We start from the raw sequence: 20401 nt of genomic DNA, 5'->3' as shown, positions 1-20401 counted from the left end.
GCTATCCCTCCGGTCCAGTGTTAACTGCTATGCCAGGCGCCTGCCCGTTGGTTCGCTCGTGTTCGAGCGCAGTTTCCAAGATGATCACGGCTGCAACCTGGTCTACCACCGCGCGATGGTCAATCTCTTTTCGCCCCGAATCGTGCAGTTGACGGTGGGCTTGAACGCTCGAAAGTCTTTCGTCGAGCATTCTAACCGGAACAGGCGCGATTTTGCGCTGTAGGCGCCGGGCCCACTTGAGTGCTGATTTTGCGGCTGTGCCCCTCGTGCCGTCCATGTTGAGAGGTAATCCCACCACAACTTCTAGCGCGTCGGTTCGTCGGGCTAGTTTGGCCACGGTGTCGAGGTCTCCTCGGCCCGCTCTAAGTGTGGCGACGGGAGTGGCGAGGATACCTGCGGGATCGCTGCGAGCGACGCCGATGCGCGCTTGACCGACGTCCACTCCAATTCGAATACCTGTCCTCATCTTTAGCCTATCTGGCCCACAATCGCGGCAAGCGCTTCACTTACCTTGCTCGGATCGGTTCCGCCTCCCTGTGCCATGTCGTCTTTGCCGCCGCCACCGCCACCGAGGATTTTGGCGGCGATTGATACCAAGGCTCCTGCCTTGATACCGCGTTCGCGTGCTGCCTCATTGGTAGCGACGACGATCGACGGACGGTCTTTTGCCACGGCCGTCACCGCCACTACCGCCGGCTTCTCGCCTAGCCGCTCTCGCAATTGAGTAGCCATTTGCCGCGCCTCGTTTGCATCCGCATCCGTACCAAAATCATGGGCGATCACAGCGATACCATTAATTTCTGAACGGTTTTCTATCAACGCACCGAGATTCGATCTGAGCTTTTCGTTGCGCAGTGCAGCTAATTCTTTTTCAGCGTTCTTAATTTTGGTAAGCAGAGTGTCAAGTTGCTCGGGTAGTTCCTCCGGGCGGACGCGAAGCATGCCGGTCAGCTGATTCAGTAAGGCGCGTTCTTTCGCGCCGGCGGCGTAGGCACCCTTACCTACAATTGCCTCAACTCTACGAATACCCGAACCAATCGATGACTCGCCGAGCATGGTTACCAGCCCGATTTCTCCGGTATTTTTCACGTGGGTTCCGGCGCAAAGTTCACGGCTCCACGGGCCACCAATCGATACTACTCGCACTTCATGACCGTATTTTTCGCCGAAGAGTGCCTGAGCACCGGACCTCTTTGCCTCTTCCAGACTCATAGTTTCATCGGTAACTTCGAGATTGCTTTGGAGTCTGGAATTTACTTCCGCTTCCATATCAGCCATCTGTTCTGCAGGAATCTGGGCCCCGTGCCGGAAGTCGAAACGCAGAGCGGACGGGGAATTTTCCGAACCCGCCTGAGTTGCTTGGTCTCCGAGTGTTTCACGCAATACCTGGTGCACCATGTGTGTGGAGGTATGTGCACGTGCTATCTGCTCACGCCTGTCAACATCAATCTGGCTATGGACCACGTCATCGAGTGCGACACTTCCCTCAGTAAGCCGGGCGCGGTGCACAAAGAGGCCCTTAATCGGCATTTGCACGTCGTCAACTTCGAGCATGCCGCCACCGGCCACTGAGATGTTGCCACGGTCGGCTTGCTGGCCACCCTGTTCTGCCCAGAACGGGGTCTGATCCAAAATGATGTCGAGATCGGCGGGCGCTTCAGCTGCTAGAACGGGCTGACCGTCCTTTAAAATTGCGACTACTTTGCCATCGGCCGAGTAGTCGGTGTAGCCCAAAAATTGTGTAGCCCCTCCGGCCTTAGCTTCAATCTCATGGTAAACGGAGGCGTCGACATGCCCTGTTTTCTTCGCAAGTGCGTCGGCTCGAGCACGATCCTTTTGCTCCTGCATCAAGCGCCGGAAACCATCTTTATCAACCTCTACGCCGGCTTCGCTGGCCATCTCGAGAGTCAAGTCAATTGGGAAGCCGTAGGTATCATGCAAAGTAAACGCAGTATCACCCGGGAGCACTTCACCATCGCTCTTCGACTTCTTTACCGCGATATCGAAAATTGCAGTTCCCGATTCGAGCGTTCGCCGGAAGGCATCCTCTTCCGCGTAAGCGACGGCCGAAATCGTGTCGAAATTCGTTTCGAGCTCCGGATAGGACTCCTTCATCACCGCCATCGATTCTGGAAGCAAGTGCGGCAGCGCGACGTCGTTATAGCCAAGAAGACGAACTGAACGCACAGCCCGGCGAATCAATCGGCGCAACACGTATCCGCGCCCGTCGTTACCGGGCCGAACGCCGTCGCCAATGAGCATCAATGCGGAACGAACGTGGTCCGCGATGATACGCATTCGCACGTCGTCTTCTTCATCTTCGCCGTAGACTTTACCCGTGAGCTTCTGGGTGGCTTCAATGACGGGGAAAACCTCGTCAATCTCGTACATATTATTTTTGCCCTGAAGCAGGTAGGCAATACGCTCCAGACCCGCTCCAGTATCAATTGCGGTCTGATCCAGTTTGCCCAGCAAGGGATAGTCTTGACCCTGGCCTTCACCGCGCAGAAATTCATCAAAGACGAGATTCCAAACCTCAAGGTAGCGGTCGCCGCCCGGATCGACGTTTCCGCCGACGGCGTCCGGACCGTACTCCGGGCCACGGTCGTAGTGTATCTCTGCACATGGCCCGGCAGGCCCGGGAGTGCCCGTCGACCAGAAATTTTCCTCTCGCGTAAGCTTGACGATCTGATGGGGGTCAACGCCAATCACATCAACGAGATGGTTGTATGCAACCTCGTCCTCTTCCCAGATCGTGACCCACAGCCGGTCTTTTTCAAGCCCGTACCCGCCGTCGTCGATCGGGGTGGTCAGCAGGCCAAACGCGAGATCGATCGCTCCTTCCTTGAAATAATCACCGAAGGAGAAATTGCCGCACATTTGGAAAAAAGTGCCGTGGCGAGTCGTGCGCCCGACGTTATCGATATCGTTAGTACGGATGCACTTTTGTACCGACGCAGCGCGCGGAAATGGGGCCTCTTCCGTACCCACAATGTACGGAATAAACGGAACCATACCCGCAATGGTGAACAGAATTGAAGGGTCTGGCGAGACAAGCGGAACGGAATCAACGATTTCGTGTTCGTGCTTGCGAAAATAGTCCAGCCAACGCTTGCGAATCTCTGAGGTACGCATAGTACTCCTGTTGTTAAAAGCCTGATGCCCCAGTCTAAGACTCTTGGGCCGAATCCCGAAAATTCTACTGGTCGTTTGCGCCGTCGCTCTCGGTGGATCTGCTATGCCCAAAGGCATCACGCAATCGAGATGCGCCCTTGCGTGCGGCCAAGAAGGGGGCACCGACCGTTGAGGTGACAAGCGTGGTCATTGCTGAAATATCTTCGGAGGTCCGAGCAGCAGTCGAGCTTTTTAACCTGCGCGTTTGCCTCCGCGACCGTTTGCGCGGCCTCATCAATGGCCGGAAGCGTGTGTTCGGTGAGCTCACGTAAAGATTCAGTGAGGCGGTCTAGAACGCCAGAGAGCTTTCGCAACGGTTTGATCGAAAAATATACGAGAACTAGGAAACCAAGTGCCGCCAGAAGCGCGGCGATTTGGCTCAGCGTTATTTCTGCCATGGTTTTAGCCTACCGGGATATGACAACGCGCCACGGCTTGGCCGCGGCGCGTTGCAAATAATAGAGATATTTAGCGTGAGTAATGCTCGACGACGAGCTGCACGTCACACGTCACGGGAACTTCCGCACGCTTGGGCGTGCGAACAATCTCGACACGCAACTTGGTCAAATCAACATTGAGGTACTCGGGAACAGCAGGCAACACGTCTGCATGCTGGCCCTGAGCTGCCACCATGAACTGCGGTGAAGTCTGCGAGCGTGGCTTGATTTGGACGATCTGGCCCGGCTTGACGCGATAAGACGGACGATCCACAATTTTTCCATCTACCAGGACGTGGCGATGCACAACAACCTGGCGGGCCTGTGAGATTGTGCGGGCGAAACCGGCACGAAGCACGACGGCGTCAAGACGCCTCTCCAGCAGCTCAATCAGGTTCTCGCCGGCGAGGCCTTCCATCTTGCGAGCCTCATTCCACGTCTTACGTAGCTGAGCTTCGCGAATACCGTACTGGGCGCGCAGGCGCTGCTTCTCCTTCAAACGGATCGAGTAATCGGAATCCTTGACACGGCCGCGGCCATGTTCACCGGGACGGTATGGGCGACGCTGCATGAGGCGCTCGGCCTTGGGCGTCAGTGGAATACCAAGGGCACGCGATTCACGTACCGACTTACGAGAACGGTTTTTGGCCATGTTATAACTCTCCTGTCGACTCATGGCACGCACGTGGAGTGCGCGGGATCAACACAAGCGGCTAAGATCCCAGGTGTTAGCTCCGGATGGAGCCCGTTGCTTGGGCAACCGCTCTAGATTAGCACTACTCACCCTTTAGAATCGCCTTGATCCTACTCATTCTCGACGTGATATTGGCCTCGTAGCCTCGGTCTAAGGGCTCGTAGTACACGGTTCCGACGAGCTCGTCGGGCAAATATTGCTGAGAGACTACTCCAGCCTCGTAATCGAATGGATACTTGTAATCAGCGTTTTTTCCGCTTTGTTTTGCGGCGATCTTCGAGGCCTTAACTGAAGTGTCGCGCAAATGGACTGGAACACTTCCGATCCTGCCTTTCCGAACGTCCGATATGGCCTTGTTAATGGCCATATAGGCACGATTGGACTTGGGCGCGGTACTCAAATGTACGACGGCCTGTGCCAGAATAATCCGAGCTTCTGGCATGCCTACGAGCGCGACGGCCTGCGCAGCTGCGGTCGCCGTCTGGAGAGCCGATGGATCGGCCATACCAATGTCTTCAGAGGCGGAAATCATGAGGCGGCGCGCGATGAAGCGGGGATCTTCTCCCGCTTCGAGCATTCGAGCAAGATAGTGCATCGCGCCGTCCACATCGGATCCACGAATCGACTTAATAAAGGCCGAAATGACATCGTAGTGTTGATCGCCATCGCGGTCGTACCGCACCGCGTACACGTCCACTGCTGATTCGACGTCCTCGATCGTGAGGGTATCTGAGGTGATCGCAGCTTCAAGAATGGTCAGGGATCGGCGACCGTCATTTCCGGCCAATCTCACGATTTCAGCAATAGCTTCCTTATCGGCATGAACACTTCCGCCATAGCCGCGCTCGTCGGTCAGCGCCCTGTTGAGAAGAGTCTCGATATGCTCGTCCGAAAGCGGGTTCAATGTCAAAAGTAGTGAACGCGATAGTAGCGGCGAGATCACGGAGAAAGAGGGATTTTCCGTGGTGGCCGCGATGAGAACGACCCAGCCGTTTTCTACCGCAGGCAAAAGGGCATCCTGTTGCGTCTTCGAGAATCGATGGACCTCGTCAATAAACAACACAGTTTCGCTACCGTCGTTTACGAGATGCATTTTGGCTTCGTCAATCACCGCGCGCAATTCCTTAACACCGGCTGAAACTGCCGATAGCTCAACAAAGCGCCGGTCTGCCTGCTGCGCGACCAGGTACGCCAATGTCGTTTTGCCGATACCTGGTGGTCCCCAGAGGAAAACGGATGAAGGTGCCCCTTTCGAGTCGGGGTCAATCAGCCTGCGCAGGGGTTGGCCTGGCCCTAGAAGATGTTCCTGACCAACTACCTCATCGATCCTACGTGGCCGCATTCGCACAGCCAGCGGGGCGCGGGTATCTACTGGAGTGCCGTGCTCAGTTAAAGACGCTTGATCAAATAGATCCATGCGCTCAGTCTAACCCTGAAGGTACTTGGCGCTCTCAGTGAAATGTTTCGGGAACGTGATGGGCACTGGTACACAATTGTCATGATAGAAAGGTTGGCGAATGTTTGATCGTTTGGGACACGCCATTGCGCGTCGACCGAAGCTTTTTGTTCTCGGCTGGGTAGTGCTAGTTCTCGTGGGCGGCTTGGTGGCGGTTTGGGGAGCCGGGCATGGGAATCTGTTCCACCGAATGGAATCCTCTGAATCTATGGTCCCGGGTTCAGAATCAGACATCGTCGTAGAAAAAGTTTCCGAGGATTCATCTGCGGCGCTCGTCGTCGTCACCGGCGTGCGGGCCGCCGACGTCGAGGCCGAATTAGTGCAATTTCGTAGTGAGCTAGGCGAAATTGATGGAGTACGTGACGTTAATGATCCGGTCGCGATTGACGACGAGTTTACTTCCGCTATCGAACAAGCTGTTGACGATGCGGTTACACAGGCCTTGAACGACAATCAAGAAGCGATTCAACAGGCCGAAGAGGCTGCGGTGGCGCAGGCCGCACCTCAAATTACGCTCGGCGGGCAAGCGGTCGAGGAGCAGGTTCGCCAACAGGCGCGCGAAATAGCGACCGAGGAGATCGAATCTCAGGCACGTCTTATCGCTGAAACAGAACTGGCCGAAACCGTTAACCCCGCTGAGGAATTCACTTCAGAAAACGGATTCATCATTGCCGTGCTTCTGGACGATGAGGATGCCACACAAGACCTTTTACAAGCGGCTGAAGCGTTCGAAGCAGCCATCCAACAGGTCGAATCAGGCGCCGAAGCAAACGTGAATTCCGCGGACATCATGGAATCCCTGATATTGGAGATGGTCAAGAACGATCTCATCCGTGGCGAGGCAATCGGTTTGCCCATCGCCCTGTTCTTACTGGTAGTCGTTTTCGGAGGGCTCCTAGCTGCAGGGCTGCCCCTGATTGGCGCGATTACCTCTATCGCAATTGGGATGGGATTGCTGTGGGCGCTAACGTTCTTCACGAATGTCGATACCTTCATCTTGAACATCATCACAATTATCGGCTTGGCCCTGTCCATTGACTACGGGTTGCTCATAGTCTCCCGCTACCGTGAGGAAATCGCAGAAATTCTTGAATCTCGTGGGATCGGCCGGAATGGTCAAGAGGTTCCGAAGAACGTTGACGATATCGTCGACGACGCCGTCACAACGACCGTTTCTACCGCGGGCCGCACCGTCTCGTTTTCCGCGCTTACGATCGCATTTTCAATTGCCGGACTATACGTCATGGACGCGCCGATGCTGAAAATGATCGCTATCGGCGGTGTGATCGTCACGATCTTGGCTGTTGCAACGGCGGTCACTCTAGTTCCGGCGCTGATGAAGCTCCTAGGCCGCCACCTTATTGTTCCTTCTTGGCTCTCGCAGCGAAAAGGTTTTGGCACTCTCGTTGAAAAGGTTGGCGATTCGGCCTCGGACGAAGGTTTCTTCTCGCGGCTCGCAAAGTGGGTACACGATCGTCCAATCCCGATCCTGATCGCGGTTACAGCCATTTTGCTTGTCATGGCAGCTCCGGTTCGCGATTTGCAGATGCGTTCAAACTTCATCGAATACGTGCCTGCTTCTTCGGATGCTGCCCAAGCTTATGAACAGATGCAGGAATATCCCGCTTTTGCCTCGCCATCTGGCACGATAGTCGCCGAAGCTCCACCGGCCCAAACCACTGACCTTGCCAACTTTGTGGAAAATCTTGACGGCGTGGAACGGGTGTCAGATCCAAAGCCTCTTGGCGATGGCGGAACCCGAATAGATTTCTATGTTCCAGCGCAAGATCAGGTTGGTAGCGAAGTGACCGACGTCGTCGAAGAAATCCGCAACTACGAACCGGGATACGAAACCTATGTTGGTGGTTCAGCAGCATTGCAGATGGACTTCAATCAATCGGTCATTGACGGAGCGCCATTAGCGGCCGTAATCGTCGTGCTCGCCGTCTTGATCCTGCTGTTCTTGATGACAGGTTCGATCATGGCCCCACTCAAGGCGCTTTTAATCAATACACTCTCGCTCGTTGCGGGAATGGGCGCAACCGTATTCGTTTTCGACAACGGCCTGTTTGGAATGCCACAGACGAACGGCTTGGAAACCTTCGTCGTTGCCGCGGCGATCGCTTTCGGATTCGGATTAGCCATGGATTACGAGGTCTTCCTACTTGCCCGGATCAAGGAATACTGGGATAGCGGCGAAGACAACGATACAGCCGTCGAAAAAGGTTTACAGCGCTCCGGCCGGATCATTACCTCCGCTGCGGCGATCATCGTAGCCGTGTTCATCGGTTTCCTCTTCGGTGAGATGCTCGCGATCAAACAGATTGGAGTTGCGCTAGCGCTGATCGTGATCATCGATGCGACCCTGGTTCGCATGTTGCTCGTGCCTGCAACCATGACCTTGCTCGGCAAATGGAATTGGTGGGCGCCCAAGCCGCTGAAACGAATCTATGAAAAATTCAAGATCGTCCACTAGAAGGATTCGATCTTAAACAGCTCGTCAGCGGTGAAACAGTAAGTTGTGTCTTCCGTCCATTGGCACTTAGCATCATCAATGAGCTTCTCCCCCGTCGTCACGTCGAATGTTGCGGCCACCTGCTCGCCAAAGACTGAAACATATGGGTATTCAACGACCCAAAGGCCAAGTGATTCGGGGGCGATCGGATCGAAACTCAGCCGGTTGCCCGTATCAACTTCGAGTGCTTCAACGTTTGCGTATGCCGGAGCAATAGACCCGCTAAATACGCGGTCGAACCCTACGACCTCTCCAGCTGAAAATACGAACGCATGATCTGTCTCAAGCTTTTCAACCCGATCGATGATCCGTGAGAAATCTTCCCTTGACCAGCTGGAGTTTACTGACATGTGAAGCGACGGATCAATGACGCGCCTATCTATTTCCGTACCATCAAGATCAAAAATCGTCACCGTCGTTGGTTCCACCGCAGCTGGCCGGATTGCTCCACTTTCGATGATCACATGCCCATCTATGAGTGGCTGCCCTAAATGCGCGACTGCAGGAGGATTGAGCCATAGCGAATCTTGCGAGAGCACCCCACTTTCAACTAAACCTTGAAAGGGTTCGGGGTAGGTGCCTTCAGCGGATCTTTCAATCGGCGTGCCATCATTGAGCTTGGCTGTTACACCGTCGTGCACAGCTATGACATCTCCAGTGTCCAAATCATTAACCGGTATTTCGGGATCGACATTAAGCAATTGAAATTCAGGTTCTGCAGTCCGAACAACGTAGAGCCCTGCCGGTCCACTATATTCCACGCCCAACTTGGTATATTCGGCGCTATTGCCACTGGCGTCAAAGGCATAGACATGTGGACTGGCGGTATGGCACAGAACGTTCACACCGGCTGGCTCGCAATGCGAAATATCAGCCTCCAGCGATACCGTCCATGCCAACTTGCCCGCGCCCGTGTCGAATCCGTAAACCTGATTCGACACGGGAACGACGGCGAAATTTTCAACTTCAGCGATCGATAAGACATCAATATGGGGATAGTCCTCCCCGAGTTCCAATGGCACAGACCAGTCAGCTTGAGGTTGGGAAGCGCAACCACCAAGAGCAAAGATAGCGGCTAGTAAACCTATTTTCCTCACGTCTTACTCCGAAGGTCATCAAATGGGAGTGTACGTCCGGTGATCAGCGCGCCGTCGTGGTTAAGGCCGAGCCTGCGATAAAGCCGCATTGCGTCCATGTTCCAGGCCCATACGCCGAACTGCACGTGGTTAACTAGCTGGAGCGCCAAATTAACAGCCCCAACCATCGTGGCACCACCGTAGCCGAGTCCGCGATATTTTGGAACCGTGCCAAGACCTTCAAAGCTCATGCCTTCACCTTGGGTTGCGCCCATGACGGTGACGATTTCCCCGTTGTCAGCACGCAAAATAAACCAGTCAAGATCCGCGAACCGATCGATCGCCCCAGTGATTGGGTTAGTGGCTATTAGAGCATTGCGAACATCGTTTTCAACGGCCTTCAGCTGCGCAGACCCAGCACGCAAAAACTCTACGCGCTCGCAGTGATCCACGGGTTTCAAAGGGGTTTGCGTCCAGAAAAAATCCCATGCATAGCCCCAATGCGGCCCGTAGTATTCGCGCAAGCTCGAGTCTAAAGCCTCGTAGGTTTCGCGGTTGATCATCGTTTCCACAAAATCGTGTTCACTGCCGCGCAGGCGGCGCATGTCGCCGACGGCGCGTTCCGGTTCACCGTAAACTACCAGCGTGTTGCCATCCGGGCCGGCGATCAGCGCCATGGCCAGATCTGGCTCTTCTATCAGCTGGGTTTCATTTCCGGTGCGCCGGAAAGCGCCAAATCTCCAGAAAGCGGAATGCGCGCCAAGCACTACTCGTCTTTCTTCTTCGGCTTTGCGTCTACGCCCGCTTCCTTGCGCTGTTCCGGTGTGATCGGAGCGGGCGCATCGGTTAGCGGATCCCAGCCATTGCCAATCTTCGGGAAGGCAATGACGTCGCGAATCGACTTGGCCTTCACAAGTAAGGAGACGATGCGGTCCCAGCCAAACGCAATACCACCATGCGGCGGTGCGCCATACTTGAATGCCTCAAGGAGGAAGCCGAATTGGGTCTGCGCTGTTTCCTCGTCAATTCCCATGATGTCGAAAACGCGCTTTTGCACATCGCCGCGGTGGATACGAATCGAGCCTCCGCCGATCTCGTTACCGTTGCATACGATGTCATACGCTGATGCGAGAGCCTCGCCAGGATTTTCATCGAAGGTGTCGATCCATTCAGGTTTAGGAGACGTGAAAGCATGATGTACGGCCGTCCACTTCCCACCGCCGACTGCGACATCGCCTTCCTCTTCGGCTTCGGAGGTCGGTTTGAACAAAGGTGCGTCCACAATCCATACGAACGACCAAGCATCTTCGTCAATCAGACCACAACGCTTACCGATCTCAAGACGCGCAGCACCGAGCAAGTCACGTGAAGAAGCCGCTTTACCCGCAGCGAAGAAGATGGCGTCACCCGGCTTTGCCCCGGTTGCCTCGGCCAGACCTTCGCGTTCCGCGTCGGAAATATTCTTTGATACGGGGCCGCCCATCGTGCCGTCGTCGGCAATCGTGACGTATGCGAGCCCCTTTGCACCGCGGGCTTTCGCCCACTCCTGCCACTTGTCGAAAGCTCGGCGAGGCTGTGCCGCCCCACCCGGCATGACGACGGCGCCCACGTACTCGTTTTGGAATACCCTGAACGGAGTGTCTTTGAAGTATTCGGTAAGGTCCACGAGTTCTTGACCAAAGCGCAAGTCCGGCTTATCGGAACCGAAGCGTTCCATCGCCTCGCGGTAGGGCATATGCGCAATGGGCGTCTCGATCTTGTAGCCGATAAGTTGCCAGATCTCTTTGAGCACGTCTTCGGCAACCGCCATCACATCAGCCTGCTCGACGAAGGACATCTCCACATCAAGCTGGGTAAATTCTGGCTGACGGTCGGCTCGGAAGTCTTCGTCTCGGTAGCAACGTGCAATCTGGTAGTAGCGCTCCATGCCGCCCACCATGAGCAATTGTTTAAACAGTTGCGGCGACTGCGGAAGGGCGTACCAAGAGCCGGGTGAAAGGCGCGCAGGCACGATAAAGTCGCGAGCACCTTCAGGGGTCGAACGCGTGAGGGTTGGCGTTTCAATTTCGACGAAGTCGTGATCGTCAAGAACGCGGCGTGCCGCCTGGTTCACATTGGCGCGCAGGCGCAAGGCGTGCTGTTGAGCAGATCGGCGAAGATCAAGATACCGATACTTCAGGCGCACTTCTTCGTTAACCGAGCCAGAATCCTCGGCGTGATCCGAGACTTGAAATGGAAGAGCGGCAGCCGAATTGAGAACCTCGACGTCCGTCGCCTCCACTTCGACATCACCGGTTGGGATCGAGGCATTCGCATTTCCATCCGGGCGTTCGTTGACGGTGCCGGTAACCTTGACAACGTATTCGGAGCGCAATTCGTGCGCCACTTCTTCACGTATCGTCACCTGAGCGATTCCAGATGCGTCACGTAAATCGATGAAAGCGATGCCTCCGTGATCTCGACGGCGGTCTACCCAGCCGGTCAGCGTGACGGTGGAACCAATATCTTCTTTGCGCAGGGAACCTGCCATACGAGTGCGGAGCACACTTACCTCTTTCCTAAAAATCACCCGCGAGACGAGCGGACGCTGCCAGCCGCGAGACGGGCGGCCAGCACTTCCACTTTACGCTTCACTAGCTCGAAGATCACACCTGCGGGCAGTTGCGTTTCCAACATCGTGTGGCATGATTCTTGCGTGAGAAATAAAACAAGGCGAAAGATCCCTCGAAGTCTCGAGCAATGGCTCACGATCCTCGCAGTCACCCTCATCAGCCTCGTTGCTTTTGAAACGCTTGCGGTGGCTACGGCGATGCCCTTCGTGGTCGACATTCTCAATGGTCAGCATTTATATGCTTTAGCTTCGGGTATCGCGTTGGCCACGCAGATGATGACAACTGCCCTTGCTGGCCCATGGACTGATGCAAAGGGCCCAAAACCCTCGCTGTACACCGGAATAGGTCTCTTTGTTGCCGGTTTAACTATTGCAACTTGCGCACCGAATATCGAAGTGATCGTACTTGGTCGAGGGATCCAAGGACTTGGCGGCGGCCTGATGATAGTTCCGCTTTACGTGTTCGTTGGCAACTATGTAGCTCCTTCGCGACAACCGCGAATTTTTGCGTGGTTCTCTGCCGCTTGGGTTGTTCCCTCTCTCATTGGGCCATTTATTGCGGGGCTTTTCGTTGAGCATCTCAATTGGCGCCTGGTTTTCGGCATTGTGCCGTTTTTGATTTTATTGATTTTGCCTTTGCTCGTGATCCAATTTCGTAAGTTCCATGACCTTCATCCGCCAAAGCCGTTTGGCCGCCAGCGCAGGGTGATATTTTTTGGGGCGACGACGGGTATCACGGTTGCCGGCATCCAAATCTTATCGGGTGTGCGCGAGAACGCGTTTGGCTGGCACGTTGTAGCAGCCGTCGTCGTCCTCACCGCCTTGGCATTTGGTTTAGTGAGGCCGCTCTTGCCAAAGGGTAGCCTCATTGCAGCGCCGGGCTTACCGGCCACGGTTCTCCTGCGAGGCATCGTTAATGGCGCATATATTGCCACCGAAATTTTCCTACCCCTCATGCTCAAAGAAGTTCACGGCTGGGGCCCCACGCAAGCCGGCCTGATTATGACGAGCGGGTCAATAACCTGGGCAATCGGATCCTGGGTACAGGGGCGCGTAAAATCACCCGCCGCACGTGCACGTTTACCTTTTCTTGGAACCTCGATTCAACTGTTGGGTACTCTGGCTACGATTGTCGCCGTATTCCCATCCGTACACGGCTTGTTCGCCCTTTTTGGCTGGCTCGTTGCCGGATTTGGTATCGGAGCGGTTTACCCCGCGCTCACAGTTCACGGATTGAGCATCACTCCACCCGAAAAGCACGGGATGGCTTCCTCGGCTCTCTCGCTAGCTGACACAATGGGCGGCGCATTACTGGTGGCCTGGGGCGGAGTCGTCTTTGCAGCTACCGTTAGTTTCCAACACCTCGCCTTCGCCGCGGTCATCGCACTCATGTGCGGAATTTTGGCTATTGGACTCGGTGTTACTAGGCGGGTGCTCGAAGTCACGCCCGAGTCAGTGCCAATGAACACTGCTTCCCAGTAGAATTCTAGCGGCGCGAAAAGTGCCAGGCCCATGCCGCTCTTCCTAAGCTGTACGTGTTGTGATGTGTTAAGCGGCTCACGGGCACCGATGACTACCGCGGCACACATCCATTCCGGATCGCTGCCTCCACACCACTTAGGGATTATGACTACTTTTGCTGGGCTGAATCTGCCCGAAAATATTTTATCCGCCATCACCAAGATGGGATACACAACTCCAACTCCGATCCAAACCGAGGCGATACCGCCACTACTCGACGGGCGTGACGTCGTCGGCGTAGCCCAAACCGGAACTGGTAAGACTGCCGCCTTCGCACTTCCTATGATCACGCACGTTGATCCGGATCTTCATCAAGTCCAGGCTCTCGTCTTGGCACCCACGCGAGAACTGGCTGTCCAAGGCGCAGACGCAATTGACGATTTTGCCTCCCAAACTACCGGCTTGCGCGTGGTTGCCGTCTACGGAGGATCGCCCTATGGGCCGCAGATCGGGAAGATTCGCGATGGCGCGCAGGTCGTCGTTGGTACCCCGGGGCGAATCATGGATCTTATCGATCGTGAAGCGCTTAAATTGGATGGGGTTCGTTATTTCGTTCTCGATGAGGCCGACGAGATGCTCCGGATGGGTTTCGCCGAAGATGTTGAAAAGATCGCTTCAGATCTGCCTGAAGAACGTATCACCGCTCTGTTTTCCGCTACTATGCCCAAGCAGATTCGCCACGTTGCCCGCAACCATATGTCAGATCCGGTAGAAATTACGGTTACTCCCCCGGCCTCAACTATTGAAACGATTACGCAAACATTCGCCGTCGTGCCTTCTCGGCACAAAATTGGAGCTCTTGCGCGAGTTTTAGCGACGACGGATGCCGAGGCCGCTCTGGTATTCGTGCGCACACGAGCTACCGCAGAAGAGCTAGCTATCGAGCTGTCAACTCGAGGAGTACAAGCCGCGACTCTTTCTGGCGACGTCCAGCAAAAGGATCGTGAAAAGCTCGTCGAGCGGCTAAGATCGGGAACCTTGGATGTTTTGGTCGCTACCGATGTGGCAGCGCGCGGGCTCGACGTCGAACGTATTGGCCTCGTTGTCAACTACGACGTACCGCGGGAAGTAGACACCTATGTTCACCGGATCGGACGCACGGGGCGCGCCGGCCGGGCAGGTATTTCTTTGACGTTTGTTACTCCACGTGAACGCTCGCGCCTGCGCCGCATCGAACAGATCACCGGTGCGCAGATGACTCAGGTCGAACTTCCTACTCCAGCGGAAGTATCCCGCCTGCGAGCTCGTCGCCTCGTTAATCAAGCCAAAGACCGCTATCAAATCGGACGCCTATCAGTTTACCGCGAAGTCATCGATGAATTTAGAACCGAACAAATACAATCAGAAGAAGGGTTGTCGCCCGAAGATCTGATTGCTGCACTCCTAGCACTTGGTGTGCGTGATCCAGGCCCACAATCCGATGATGAACCAGACACGTTGACGGCATCATTTGATAGCCGCGACGAACGCGATAAGCGCCGATCCAAAAATAAGCCGCGGACGTTCGACGGCGATGGCACAATGTATCGCGTTGAAGTCGGCCGGCGTGATGGAGTATCTCCTGGCGCAATTGTTGGGGCGATCACCGGTGAGGGTGGCCTAGATGGTTCCCAGCTTGGCCGAATCGATATTTTCCCGACATTTTCGCTCGTTGAGATCGAAAAAGAAATTGATTCGAGAACCCAAAAGCGGATTGCGAACGCGAAGGTGTCGGGTCGAAATCTTAACATCTCGCGGGATACTGGCCCTCGCAGAACGAGCGGCCGGCCAATTCGCAAACATCGTGCCGATCGGAGGTTTGGCGAGGAGCGCCGTGGAGCTGGCCGGAAGCGGAGAAATTTGCGCTAGCGGCTGGCCCGCGTGAGCGATCCGAGAAGCGTGTATAAATGCTCGTAGGTTTGGCGTTCAGTTTCGAGCGTGACGAGCAATTCAGCGCGTGCATCTTCCTCGATTGCGCCGCGCAGACGCCGGCGCACTCGCTCGCGGGTATGTCGCTCACCCGAGCTTGCCAGGGTATGGCCAAGAAGTGCCAGGAGCCAGCCGGATAGAAGACCCGATATCAGCATGATGATGGGCGTGGGAAATATCCCCCATGCCGGTGGTTCGCCGAGTTGCAATTGGAGGGTGTCGGCAAAGATTAAAAGGAAGAGCCAAGCCCCGCCTACGATTGCCACGATCAGTGCTAGCCACTGCAAAAGATTGACAACTATCCACCACAGCGGGCGTCGTGTTGCTTCGAGATTAGTTTCGGAAATCACTTCGTCGATGCGCGCTAAGTAATTGTCGACTCCCTCGCCCATCTCGTCCTTGACGTCTTTAGCCCAAAGTCGCGGCAAGTGGGAGGTGGCCGCGTCAACAAAGCGCCGGGCTTGGGTGTCCGCGGCCGTGGCGAGTGCTGGAGAGACGAATCCACGCGCACCGGTTACCGCTTCGGTATTCCCAACTAGCCGTAAGCGCTTCAGTGGGTCAATCTTGCGTTCGGCAAGCCAGCGTGTGACTGGCCATCCGGTCGCCTCGCGAGCTCGTTTGCGATAGGAAGCGGCCGATGCCTTTGCGACGACGTCGGCGCCCCCTGCCGCGGCTAACGCCTGTGCCACGGGTTCGAAATTCAGTTTTTGGGCAGTGCGCGGGTGCTGGCCACCGTCAGCGTGTATTGCGCCAATCATGTTCCGCCCGCAGGTTCTCATATCAGCGGCAAGGCGTTCATCCGCGGCCGTTTTGGCTTTGACGATAAGTTCGATGTGGTCCCAAAGTTTTACCAATCCCCGGCCCGTAAGCGCCGATGTCGGGATGACATCAACTTGTAGCCCGTCGTCAGCTAAAAGTCTGCCGGCATCGTCGATGACCGCGGTCAATGTGGGATCGTCCAGGCGGTCGGCTTGGTTTAGTACGACGATTGTCGTGGACGCGTGCTCGGCCAAGTTTGATAAATAATCTTCGTGGAGGACGGCGTCAGCGTACTTTTGGGGGTCAAGAACCCACACGACGACGTCGACCAGCGCCGTCAGCCGCTTCGCCGTATCGCGATGAACGAATTGGGTCGAGTCGATATCTGGAAGGTCGATGAGAACGAGACCTCCGTTATTCGTCAGTTCGGCTTCATGCCGGTCGTTGATATCAAGCCAATCAAGCAGATCGTTTGCGTTGGTATTCGAAACCGCGATCGGCTCTAAGGTCGTGGGGCGAATGGCGCTCGAAGGTGAAATCTCCTGGCCTACCAGAGCATTCAGCAACGAAGATTTTCCAGATCCCGTGGCGCCAGCTAGGGCCACCACCGTTAAGTCAGCGCCGATCGACCGTCGCTTGATCGATTTGTCTAGTACATCTTCTGACTGGCCGATGATGCCGGGCATTTTCTTTTTTGCGATATCGAGTGCGGCATGCAGATCACCAATCTGTTCTGTGAGGCTCATAAACTTCTCCCATCGGCATCTACCGCATCGGCTAAGTGCGTAAACGCCTGTGCATATTCGTCTCGGAGCTCGTGGCTAATTCGCAATTGGTCAATCATTTCGAGCCATACGTTTTTATCGACAGCAAAATATTCGGACAATCTCTGTTCCAGATTTTGGCGCGCTTGCTTGGCCATCCGGCGCACGGCGTCATCGCCAAAGATAGCTTCGAGCACCCGCTGCGCGATGACGGCCGTGCCACCGGCCACCGCTATTTCGCCGCCCACGAGCCCGCCAGTTGAAGCAAAAATAACGATCATGAGCACTGTGCCAATGGCGTTAACGCTGAGCGCTAAAGCGCGGGCGGTCATTCGTTTTTCGCCACCCTCGGCACGGATCATCGCAATAAGATCGTTGTGCCAATGTCTTAATAGGGTGGCTGCAGACTCGTTGCGCTCTTGATCCGAGCGCTGTTGTTCTAAAGCTCCGGAGACTAATTCGCGTGCAATTCCATGGTTCCATGCGTCTTGCACAGTCACATTCGCTAGCTGTGCCTCGCTGACGATTAACGTGTGCAGACTATCTTCAATTGCTTCTTCAACGGGCGCAGTATCGACCGGTGTTCGGAAAAATGCTGAAACCCGATCGCGAAGGGCCGAAACTCCCTTTTCAAGCTTGCGCGCCCACTCTCCGGTACCTACAACGTCCTGCCAACGTTGCACAACCTCGCCACGTAGCATGGTCCCATCGGAAAGGTGATGTGAAACATTGTTAAGAGCGCACTCAAAAGCTGAATTAACGTCCCAGCGCAACGATTCAGTTCCCGCGATCTGATGATCGTATTCGTTAAGTAGAAACTCGCCATGAGCGGCGATGGTACGAACCGTGCCCCACAATGTCTGCCTGGCAACCGAACTGCGCAAGAGCGCATCGGCTGCCAGCCCCTCCAACCAACCACGAATTGGTGCCACGTCCGCTTGTGAAACCCGGCCGTACTCGTCAAGGCTTTGCTCGGAGAGCATGAATAGGGGCGCCTGTTCAAGACCTCGTTCACGAAGCATTCGATCTAGATCTTGCCGTACTTCGGCGCCCGTTCCGGCGGGTACGCGGTTGAGAATTATTGCTGTGACGACGTTGCGTTCGGCAGCATCATCGAGCATCGCCCACGGGATTGCATCACTATAGCGGGCCGCCGTCGTCACAAAAACCCAAAGATCAGCCGCAGCCAGGAACTGAGCGGCGAGCTGACGGTTTTCCACCACAACCGAATCGATATCGGGCGAATCAAGGAAAGCTATACCGGGTGGAACGAGCTGCGTTGCGCGAACTTCCAATTCGTTGCCAGCCTGCCCCGTAGATTCGAGATCATTTGGGCCATGCGAGGTAACCCGTGCCAGCGTCGGAAATATACGCCTATCGGTAAACCAGTGTTCGTCGTCGGGATTGAACAATAGAAGCGGCCGCCGCGTCGTGGGTCGGATCGCTGAAGCCAGCGCAACCACTTCACCAAGGATCGAATTAATCAGAGTCGATTTACCCGAACCGGTAGAGCCGCCGAACACTGCAAGCAGCGGGGCTTCCAAAGATTCATGTCGCGGAATCACATAGTCATCGAGCTGGTTTAGGACGTCCTGACGAACGAGTGCAGCCTCTGCCGCATCCCCAACGGGCATCGGGAACTCCAGTTTGACAGCCGAATCTCGAAAGGGTCTGAGCACTTGGCTCACCCTTGATTGAGGGATGTGGAAATCCTCAGTCATTCGCGCCCTTGCCGGAAAGGAGTTCAGGTTTCAGATCGGCTGCGGGTGGCATCCACGTATCAGGATCGGCGATTACCTGTTCGCCTGAGCGAATATCTTTTACTTGTTCGCCCGCGTCCATTGAAAACCAGACGTATGGAATTCCGCGCCGATCTGCATACCGAATCTGTTTTCCAAACTTAGCCGAATTCGCGGACACCTCAGCGCTGATGCCACGAGCGCGCAATGCTCGCGCGGTCTTTTGTGCGCGCATCCGATCTGATTCATCAGAAACGGAAACGAGAACAGTGGTGGGAACCTTCCGCGATGGCACGACTAGATCGCCGCCGATCACTCGTGCAAGGATGCGCGAGACACCGATCGATAAACCAACTCCGGGATAGGTCTTTTTACCATCGGAGACGAGCGAATCGTACCGCCCACCCGAGCACACAGATCCAAGATCTTCGTGGCCTTCCAAAGTGGACTCGTAAACCGAGCCCGTGTAGTAATCAAGACCGCGAGCAATGCTGAGATCTGCAATCAAGGATCCTGGAATCAACTCGTTTGCGCCTTCAACAAGGTCGACAAGCTCTTGAAGCCCTTCATCAAGAAGTTCACTGTGATAGCCAAGTGCGCGAACGCGATCAGCCACTTGCGCATCGGCGCCGGTAATTTCTGCAAGTTTGAGAGCCAACTCAGCCTGGTCAGCCGTTGCGCCCACGCCCTCAGCAAGCATCTGCACAACAACTCTCGGCCCGACCTTATCGAGCTTATCCATGATGCGAAGTGTTTCGTCAACAGCCTCGATGCCGATGGCCTCGTAAAAGCCCTGCGCCACTTTCCGGTTCGATGCCTGAATACGCACGCGTGGGATCGGTAACTTCGCTAGCGCTTCGATCATCACAAGCGGCAGTTCGATTTCGTGGTGAAAAGCGAGGGAATCTTGTCCGACGACGTCCACATCCGCCTGTAAAAATTCTCGGAATCTACCGTCCTGTGGACGTTCACCACGCCAGACTTTTTGAATCTGATAACGGCGGAATGGGAAATCGAGGTGCCCGGCGTTTTCTAAAACATAACGAGAAAGTGGCACCGTTAAATCGAAGTGGAGCCCGAGCTGGGAATCTGTGCCGGCCTCGTCTTGAAGCCTGCGAAGCAGATAGATTTCCTGAGATGTCTCTCCCTTTGACAGCAGGCGCTCTACGGGCTCAACCGCACGAGTTTCAATTCCTGAAAAGCCATGAAGCTCAAAGGTCTGCCGTAAGAGGTCAATCACCTGTTGTTCGATGATTCGACCGGCGGGTAGCCATTCTGGAAATCCGGAGATAGGTGCGATTTTTGCCATGCGCCTATTGTTCCATCTTTGGCGCCAAATCGCCGAATCAGCGAGTGTCTTACCTCATGGCATGGTGCAAGTATGCGTTGTGACGCACCTCCCGGCCCATGGTGGTAAAGGGGCCATGACCGGGAAATACGTACGTTTCCGGTTTAATGATCTGTACAAGAAGTCGCAGTGTTGCCGCCATTTCCTCCGGGTCACCGCCGGCAAGATCTGTTCGGCCAACCCCGTTATTGAACAACACGTCACCTGACAACATAATCTGCTCGGTTTGCCCGGTGCTCATCATTGCACCTTCCCTATCAGGAGTAGGATCGGCCTCCAAAAGAAAGACCGTTGAGCCCTCTGTGTGGCCCGGCGCCGGCACGGCTCGAATGTGAATGCCCTCAACTATTTCATAGCTTTCTTCCAACATTTTGCTCGGTAGTTCACGCAAATCCTTCG

At 55.3% G+C, this 20401-nt stretch carries 14 protein-coding genes and 1 pseudogene; 3 read left to right on the top strand and 12 right to left on the bottom strand.

Annotation, left to right across the window (positions count from 1 at the left end; translation table 11 throughout):
* Position 1: 1 nt before the first annotated feature.
* From ruvX to J2S70_RS00055, 5 genes are all read right to left on the bottom strand, one after another.
* The gene (gene ruvX / locus J2S70_RS00075; RefSeq protein ID WP_307681718.1) at positions 2 to 466 is read right to left on the bottom strand and encodes a Holliday junction resolvase RuvX; all 465 of its coding nucleotides are present in this window, start codon (positions 464 to 466) and stop codon (positions 2 to 4) included.
* Positions 467 to 468: 2 nt separating this feature from the next.
* A complete protein-coding gene (alaS, locus tag J2S70_RS00070; protein ID WP_307681717.1) occupies positions 469 to 3135 on the bottom strand; it encodes an alanine--tRNA ligase in 2667 nt (888 codons plus the stop codon).
* Positions 3136 to 3251: 116 nt separating this feature from the next.
* Complete coding sequence (locus J2S70_RS00065) at positions 3252 to 3572, bottom strand: DUF948 domain-containing protein (protein ID WP_307681716.1); 321 nt, start codon at positions 3570 to 3572, stop codon at positions 3252 to 3254.
* Between the two features lie 70 nt (positions 3573 to 3642).
* Positions 3643 to 4263 (bottom strand): 30S ribosomal protein S4, encoded by a 621-nt coding sequence (rpsD, locus tag J2S70_RS00060; RefSeq protein WP_307681715.1) that lies wholly within the window; start codon positions 4261 to 4263, stop codon positions 3643 to 3645.
* A gap of 124 nt (positions 4264 to 4387) precedes the next feature.
* On the bottom strand, positions 4388 to 5722 hold the full coding sequence (locus J2S70_RS00055) for a replication-associated recombination protein A (RefSeq protein ID WP_307681714.1): 1335 nt from the start codon (positions 5720 to 5722) through the stop codon (positions 4388 to 4390).
* Between the two features lie 100 nt (positions 5723 to 5822).
* Between J2S70_RS00055 and J2S70_RS00050 the strand changes: the two genes are divergently transcribed.
* Positions 5823 to 8237, top strand: coding sequence for an MMPL family transporter (locus J2S70_RS00050; RefSeq protein ID WP_307681713.1), 2415 nt, complete (start codon positions 5823 to 5825; stop codon positions 8235 to 8237).
* Here the strand turns inward: J2S70_RS00050 and J2S70_RS00045 are convergent.
* Genes J2S70_RS00045 through aspS form a run of 3 tightly spaced genes read right to left on the bottom strand, consistent with a single transcriptional unit; the run spans position 8234 to position 11897 of the window.
* Positions 8234 to 9373: a hypothetical protein gene (locus J2S70_RS00045; RefSeq protein ID WP_307681712.1), complete on the bottom strand. Its 1140-nt coding sequence runs from the start codon at positions 9371 to 9373 to the stop codon at positions 8234 to 8236. The genes J2S70_RS00050 and J2S70_RS00045 overlap by 4 nt on opposite strands.
* Positions 9370 to 10119 carry a GNAT family N-acetyltransferase gene (locus J2S70_RS00040; RefSeq protein ID WP_307681711.1) on the bottom strand — a complete coding sequence of 250 codons (750 nt, stop codon included), beginning with the start codon at positions 10117 to 10119 and terminating at the stop codon, positions 9370 to 9372. The genes J2S70_RS00045 and J2S70_RS00040 overlap by 4 nt, the downstream gene beginning before the upstream one ends.
* Positions 10119 to 11897, bottom strand: coding sequence for an aspartate--tRNA ligase (gene aspS / locus J2S70_RS00035; RefSeq protein ID WP_307681710.1), 1779 nt, complete (start codon positions 11895 to 11897; stop codon positions 10119 to 10121). Before aspS ends, J2S70_RS00040 begins: the two co-directional genes overlap by 1 nt.
* A gap of 150 nt (positions 11898 to 12047) precedes the next feature.
* Between aspS and J2S70_RS00030 the strand changes: the two genes are divergently transcribed.
* Together J2S70_RS00030 and J2S70_RS00025 are read left to right on the top strand one after the other, a co-directional pair.
* A complete protein-coding gene (locus tag J2S70_RS00030) occupies positions 12048 to 13445 on the top strand; it encodes an MFS transporter (RefSeq protein ID WP_307681709.1) in 1398 nt (465 codons plus the stop codon).
* A 144-nt stretch (positions 13446 to 13589) separates the two neighbouring features.
* On the top strand, positions 13590 to 15332 hold the full coding sequence (locus J2S70_RS00025) for a DEAD/DEAH box helicase (RefSeq protein ID WP_307681708.1): 1743 nt from the start codon (positions 13590 to 13592) through the stop codon (positions 15330 to 15332).
* Here the strand turns inward: J2S70_RS00025 and J2S70_RS00020 are convergent.
* The 4 genes and pseudogenes from J2S70_RS00020 to J2S70_RS00005 form a co-directional block, all read right to left on the bottom strand.
* Positions 15329 to 16897, bottom strand: a complete 1569-nt coding sequence (locus J2S70_RS00020) for a dynamin family protein (RefSeq protein WP_307681707.1) — start codon at positions 16895 to 16897, stop codon at positions 15329 to 15331. The genes J2S70_RS00025 and J2S70_RS00020 overlap by 4 nt on opposite strands.
* Positions 16894 to 18636, bottom strand: coding sequence for a dynamin family protein (locus J2S70_RS00015; protein ID WP_307681706.1), 1743 nt, complete (start codon positions 18634 to 18636; stop codon positions 16894 to 16896). Before J2S70_RS00015 ends, J2S70_RS00020 begins: the two co-directional genes overlap by 4 nt.
* Positions 18629 to 19963, bottom strand: coding sequence for a histidine--tRNA ligase (gene hisS / locus J2S70_RS00010; RefSeq protein WP_307681705.1), 1335 nt, complete (start codon positions 19961 to 19963; stop codon positions 18629 to 18631). The genes J2S70_RS00015 and hisS overlap by 8 nt, the downstream gene beginning before the upstream one ends.
* A gap of 49 nt (positions 19964 to 20012) precedes the next feature.
* Positions 20013 to 20401 (bottom strand): annotated as a pseudogene (locus J2S70_RS00005) (MBL fold metallo-hydrolase); the annotation flags it as partial.

Origin of the sequence: Trueperella bonasi (assembly GCF_030811535.1) — a bacterium.
GTDB lineage: Bacteria > Actinomycetota > Actinomycetes > Actinomycetales > Actinomycetaceae > Trueperella > Trueperella bonasi.
This window is presented reverse-complemented; position numbering and strand designations above follow the sequence as displayed.